2 tRNA genes and 3 rRNA genes are annotated in these 4,801 nt (G+C 47.7%); all 5 read left to right on the top strand.

Annotation, left to right across the window (positions count from 1 at the left end):
* Positions 1-1,034 (top strand): 16S ribosomal RNA (locus J2W95_RS17370); the annotation flags it as partial.
* Positions 1,035-1,183: 149 nt separating this feature from the next.
* Positions 1,184-1,257, top strand: a tRNA-Ile gene (locus J2W95_RS17375).
* 139 nt (positions 1,258-1,396) lie between these two features.
* Positions 1,397-1,470: transfer RNA gene (locus tag J2W95_RS17380), tRNA-Ala, on the top strand.
* Between the two features lie 154 nt (positions 1,471-1,624).
* Positions 1,625-4,508, top strand: a 23S ribosomal RNA gene (locus J2W95_RS17385).
* Positions 4,509-4,654: 146 nt separating this feature from the next.
* Positions 4,655-4,764: ribosomal RNA gene (rrf, locus tag J2W95_RS17390) — 5S ribosomal RNA — on the top strand.
* Positions 4,765-4,801: the final 37 nt, after the last annotated feature.

A 4,801-nucleotide genomic window follows, 5' to 3' on the forward strand; every position in this document is an offset into this window, starting at 1 on the left:
AGAATAAGGATCGGCTAACTCCGTGCCAGCAGCCGCGGTAATACGGAGGATCCAAGCGTTATCCGGAATCATTGGGTTTAAAGGGTCCGTAGGCGGTTTAGTAAGTCAGTGGTGAAAGCCCATCGCTCAACGGTGGAACGGCCATTGATACTGCTAGACTTGAATTATTAGGAAGTAACTAGAATATGTAGTGTAGCGGTGAAATGCTTAGAGATTACATGGAATACCAATTGCGAAGGCAGGTTACTACTAATGGATTGACGCTGATGGACGAAAGCGTGGGTAGCGAACAGGATTAGATACCCTGGTAGTCCACGCCGTAAACGATGGATACTAGCTGTTGGGAGCGATCTCAGTGGCTAAGCGAAAGTGATAAGTATCCCACCTGGGGAGTACGTTCGCAAGAATGAAACTCAAAGGAATTGACGGGGGCCCGCACAAGCGGTGGAGCATGTGGTTTAATTCGATGATACGCGAGGAACCTTACCAAGGCTTAAATGTAGATTGACCGGTTTGGAAACAGACTTTTCGCAAGACAATTTACAAGGTGCTGCATGGTTGTCGTCAGCTCGTGCCGTGAGGTGTCAGGTTAAGTCCTATAACGAGCGCAACCCCTGTTGTTAGTTGCCAGCGAGTCATGTCGGGAACTCTAACGAGACTGCCAGTGCAAACTGTGAGGAAGGTGGGGATGACGTCAAATCATCACGGCCCTTACGCCTTGGGCTACACACGTGCTACAATGGCCGGTACAGAGAGCAGCCACTGGGCGACCAGGAGCGAATCTACAAAACCGGTCACAGTTCGGATCGGAGTCTGCAACTCGACTCCGTGAAGCTGGAATCGCTAGTAATCGGATATCAGCCATGATCCGGTGAATACGTTCCCGGGCCTTGTACACACCGCCCGTCAAGCCATGGAAGCTGGGGGTGCCTGAAGTCGGTGACCGCAAGGAGCTGCCTAGGGTAAAACTGGTAACTAGGGCTAAGTCGTAACAAGGTAGCCGTACCGGAAGGTGCGGCTGGAACACCTCCTTTCTAGAGCCTTAGTGTTAGTAGTAATACACGCTGAGGAAAGAAGACGAAAAGGACTATTTGGTTTCAAGACCGAAGATTATATTACTCTTGCTGTTAATTTAAAAAAAACATGCGTAAAATAAAAAAAGCGCAAAAATAAGAATGAAGAGTGTCTCGTAGCTCAGCTGGTTAGAGTACTACACTGATAATGTAGGGGTCGACAGTTCGAGTCTGTCCGAGACAACAAAACAGTTACGAATTTGTAAATTACGAATTACGAATTGAAAAAAGTTCATAAACATAGATTGAAAGGAAATTCTAGGGTTGAAAGATTACGAATTACAACAATTCATAATTCATAATTCACAATTCATAATTAGATTGGGGGATTAGCTCAGCTGGCTAGAGCGCCTGCCTTGCACGCAGGAGGTCAACGGTTCGACTCCGTTATTCTCCACAAAAGCGAAAGCTTACAGCTTACAGCCTATGGCTTAAAGCGAAACAAAGTTCATTGACATATTGAGATAAGAAATAATAAAAAGTAGAAAGCAGATTTTCTAATTTATTAGAAAATCGAAACAAAACGGTCTTAATTAAATTTAAGATTGGTACAATAAGCAAAATAAGGGCGTATGGGGGATGCCTAGGCTCTCAGAGGCGATGAAAGGCGTGATAAGCTGCGAAAAGCTACGGGGATTGGCACACACGAATTGATCCGTAGATACCTGAATGGGGCAACCCACTATGTTGAAGACATAGTACACCGATAGGTGGGCAAACCCGCTGAACTGAAACATCTAAGTAGGCGGAGGAGAAGAAAACAAAAGTGATTCCGTAAGTAGTGGCGAGCGAACGCGGATTAGCCCAAACCAATGTTGTTACGGCAATGTTGGGGTTGTAGGACCACGACATTTTATGCACAAAGAATTAGAATCTACTGGAAAGTAGGGCCAGAGAAGGTGATAGCCCTGTATAAGTAATAAGTGTAATAGATAGTGGTATCCTGAGTAGGGCGGGGCACGTGAAACCCTGTCTGAATTTGGCGGGACCATCCGCTAAGGCTAAATACTCCTGAGAGACCGATAGTGAACCAGTACCGTGAGGGAAAGGTGAAAAGAACCGTGAATAACGGAGTGAAATAGATCCTGAAACCATACGCTTACAAGCGGTCGGAGCCCTTTCGTGGGGTGACGGCGTGCCTTTTGCATAATGAGCCTACGAGTTAACGTTGCTGGCAAGGATAAGTGGTTAAGCCACGGATCCGTAGCGAAAGCGAGTCTGAATAGGGCGCTTTAGTCAGTAGTGTTAGACGCGAAACCGTGTGATCTACCCATGGGCAGGATGAAGCGCTGGTAACACAGTGTGGAGGTCCGAACCGGTTGACGTTGAAAAGTCTTCGGATGACCTGTGGGTAGGGGTGAAAGGCCAATCAAACTCGGAAATAGCTCGTACTCCCCGAAATGCATTTAGGTGCAGCGCACGGCGCAAAGTTATATAGAGGTAGAGCTACTGATTGGATGCGGGGGCTTCACCGCCTACCAATTCCTGACAAACTCCGAATGCTATATAATGTTTCCGTGCAGTGAGGGCTTGGGTGCTAAGGTCCAAGTCCGAGAGGGAAAGAACCCAGACCATCAGCTAAGGTCCCCAAATATATGTTAAGTTGAAAGAACGAGGTTTGTCTGCCCAGACAGCTAGGATGTTGGCTTGGAAGCAGCCATTCATTTAAAGAGTGCGTAACAGCTCACTAGTCGAGCGGACGAGCATGGATAATAATCGGGCATAAACATATTACCGAAGCTATGGATTTGTAATTTATTACAAGTGGTAGGGGAGCATTCTAACAGGGTTGAAGGTGTGTCGTAAGGCATGCTGGACTGGTTAGAAAAGAAAATGTAGGCATAAGTAACGATAATGCGGGCGAGAAACCCGCACACCGAAAGACTAAGGTTTCCACAGCTATGCTAATCAGCTGTGGGTTAGTCGGGACCTAAGGCGAACCCGAAAGGGACAGTCGATGGACAACGGGTTAATATTCCCGTACTACTTATTACTGTGATGGGGTGACGGAGTGATGAAAGCGCCGCGAACTGACGGAATAGTTCGTTGAAGTACCTACCTATAAGCTGCGCAGGCAAATCCACGCGGCTTGGGGAAATACGATAGTACTCGGAGTCTTCGGACAAAGAGATAGTGCGCCTAAGGGCTTCCAAGAAAAACCTCTAAACTTCAGGTAATGAGTACCCGTACCGCAAACCGACACAGGTAGTCGAGGAGAGAATCCTAAGGTGCTCGAGAGATTCATGGCTAAGGAATTAGGCAAAATAGACCCGTAACTTCGGGAGAAGGGTCGCCCCGAGTAATCGGGGCCGCAGTGAAGAGGTCCAGGCGACTGTTTATCAAAAACACAGGGCTCTGCAAAATCGTAAGATGAAGTATAGGGCCTGACACCTGCCCGGTGCTGGAAGGTTAAGAGGAGATGTTATCTTCGGAGAAGCATTGAATTGAAGCCCCAGTAAACGGCGGCCGTAACTATAACGGTCCTAAGGTAGCGAAATTCCTTGTCGGGTAAGTTCCGACCTGCACGAATGGTGTAACGATCTGGACACTGTCTCAGCCATGAGCTCGGTGAAATTGTAGTAACGGTGAAGATGCCGTTTACCCGCAGTGGGACGAAAAGACCCTGTGCACCTTTACTATAGCTTAGTATTGACCTTGGATAAATGATGTGTAGGATAGGTTGGAGACTGTGAAGTGGCGTCGCTAGGCGTTGTGGAGTCATTGTTGAAATACAACCCTTTGTTTATCTGAGGCCTAACCCCGTTTTGCGGGGGACATTGCTTGGTGGGTAGTTTGACTGGGGTGGTCGCCTCCAAAAGAGTAACGGAGGCTTCTAAAGGTTCCCTCAGTACGCTTGGTAACCGTGCGTAGAGTGCAATGGCATAAGGGAGCTTGACTGAGAGACATACAGGTCGATCAGGTACGAAAGTAGAGCATAGTGATCCGGTGGTTCCGCATGGAAGGGCCATCGCTCAAAGGATAAAAGGTACGCCGGGGATAACAGGCTGATCTCCCCCAAGAGCTCATATCGACGGGGGGGTTTGGCACCTCGATGTCGGCTCGTCACATCCTGGGGCTGGAGAAGGTCCCAAGGGTTGGGCTGTTCGCCCATTAAAGTGGCACGCGAGCTGGGTTCAGAACGTCGTGAGACAGTTCGGTCTCTATCTACTGTGGGCGCAAGAAATTTGAGTGGATCTGATTCTAGTACGAGAGGACCGAATTGGACTAACCTCTAGTGTATCTGTTGTCCCGCCAGGGGCACCGCAGAGTAGCTACGTTGGGAAGGGATAAGCGCTGAAAGCATATAAGCGCGAAACCCACCACAAGATGAGATTTCTTTTAAGGGTCGTGGGAGATGACCACGTTGATAGGCTATAGATGTAAAGGCAGTAATGTCATAGTCGAGTAGTACTAATAACCCGTAAGCTTATGTACACCTTTTCCCCGGGGCAACCCGGGGGAGAAACTTTCTAATACTTTTTATGTTCTTTATCTCAGTATGTTAAGATATTATTGCAATTACGAGTTCGAAATTACGAATTACGACTTGCAAATGATTGCCCAAAGCAATTATAACGACTTAAGGTGGTTATTGCGGCGGGGCTCACCTCTTCCCATCCCGAACAGAGTAGTTAAGCCCGCCTGCGCAGATGGTACTGCAGTTATGTGGGAGAGTATGTCGCTGCCTTTTTTTATAAAACCCTTCATCTAGCGATGAGGGGTTTTTT

Source organism: Flavobacterium granuli (assembly GCF_031456055.1).
Lineage (GTDB): Bacteria > Bacteroidota > Bacteroidia > Flavobacteriales > Flavobacteriaceae > Flavobacterium > Flavobacterium granuli_A.